This is a genomic window from Craterilacuibacter sp. (assembly GCF_051659485.1).
Classification (GTDB): domain Bacteria; phylum Pseudomonadota; class Gammaproteobacteria; order Burkholderiales; family Chromobacteriaceae; genus Craterilacuibacter.
In genome coordinates, this window is the sequence record NZ_JBOFOO010000345.1 from 1 (window position 1) to 1,625 (window position 1,625).

General features: G+C 55.3%; 2 protein-coding genes. Both read right to left on the bottom strand.

Annotated features, from left to right (window positions below):
- Positions 1 to 266: 266 nt before the first annotated feature.
- Positions 267 to 1,301, bottom strand: coding sequence for an aminopeptidase (locus tag ACRC1E_RS11790; protein ID WP_438515286.1), 1,035 nt, complete (start codon positions 1,299 to 1,301; stop codon positions 267 to 269).
- A 104-nt stretch (positions 1,302 to 1,405) separates the two neighbouring features.
- On the bottom strand, positions 1,406 to 1,625 hold a 220-nt coding region (locus tag ACRC1E_RS11795; protein ID WP_438515287.1), incomplete at its 5' end, for a YjfB family protein.

The following is a 1,625-nucleotide window of genomic DNA, read 5'->3' on the forward strand; positions in this document are numbered from 1 at the left end:
GACGATAGCCTTTAATCAGGCGCGAAGGCGCGGTGCCCTTAAGCCCTACTGTGGCCAGCAGGCGGTGTGGTAGTGGCACAATGACGGAGGCCGTCAGGCACGTTTACCCTGAAGGCCGGCGCGCTAGCAATAACTATTGCGCAACACGCAGCCTGAACCGGGCACGCGCAAATAAGACCATGCGCCCGGCCTCTGCCGGCACGGCGGGTGAATCCGGCCAAGGGCACGGGCTTGGCCAGATTCAGCACATAGCAACAGCCAGCAGCTTACTTGACCTTGCCGCCAGCCAGCTCAAGCACCAGCGGAGTCAGAATGCGGCTGAAGTCGCGAGCCCGCTGCTCAACCCGGTTCGGGAAAATCCGGTCAAGGTTTTTGACATTGTCCACATCCGGGCGATGCCAGCTCATCCCGTCCTTGATCGCCTTATTGGTCGTCTGCTCGTAACCGTCCTTGTCGCCGATTTCCCAATTGGTCGCTTCCACCGCCAGTACAGGGATACCGGCCTTATCAAAGCTCTCCTGATCGGAACAGCAACCGGTTCCTTGCGGGTACTCTTTATCCAGCCCCGGGTTGGTATCGGCCGGAATGCCCAGACCTCTGGCGATAGCCAAGGCCCGGTCACGCACAAAACCTGCCTTAACATCCTTGGCAACGGTTTCCTTGCCGGCATGGAAATACATCTTGTCACCGGTGATCAGGCTGTCCATATTCACCATCGCGATCACATTCTGCTTATCGCTATCGCTCATGCGCGCTACAAAATCCTTGGACCCCAATAGCCCGGTTTCTTCCGCACCGAAGGCTACAAACTTGATGGTGTGCTGGGTCGGGATTTTTTTTAGCTGTGCCGCCAGTTCTAGCAACAAGCCCACGCCAGAGGCGTTGTCATCTAGGCCTTCCAGTTCAGGCCCGCCAATTTTACCAAGATCGCTGTCTTTTTTCGGGGTACGCGAATCGAAGTGCGCACCGACAATCACAACCTTATTGTCTTTGCCCGGCTTGAGCGCGATCACATTGACCGATTTCAGCTCGCGCCGGACCTTGCTCTTGTCGGCTTTTTCATACTCGAAAGACGTCTTGAACGACTGCTCGCCCACCTGATAACCCATGGCCTTGAACTGCTTTGCAAGATAAGCCGCTGCCGCTTTTTCGATAGGCGTTCCCGCCATGCGCCCCTTGAACTCGGTCGCCATATGGCGCATCTCGCGCGCGCCCACTTCACCATAGGTAGCGGCAAGAACCTGGCCGGATACCCCCAGCACCAATGCCACGGTGCAAAGACGGAAAACATTGCGATGCATAGTAAACTCCTGATTAAGCGAACGGGACAGAACAAACCTGAAAATATGACCATATTCTGATGACTAGCCATGCAACCGGTACTGATCTGTATCAAACACCCGAATCAAGCGTTTACGTCTATACCTTGACCTAGATGGGGCGGATTGCTGCTTGCTACAGGTGCGGCTACACCTTGCAATAGCTGCAAGGCGCTCTGGCTTTGCAGTTCGCTGCTTTTTTTCAGCGCATACAGCTGGGTTGCCAGCTGTAACGAGGCCGCCGAGTTGGCTTGAATGGCATCCATCAGAAGCTTTCTATAGATTTGACCTATCAGAGCATACATC

Excerpts from the sequence above, each read along its gene's own strand:
- ACRC1E_RS11790 (WP_438515286.1), bottom strand. The coding sequence starts at position 1,301 with ATGCATCGCAATGTTTTCCGTCTTTGCACCGTGGCATTGGTGCTGGGG.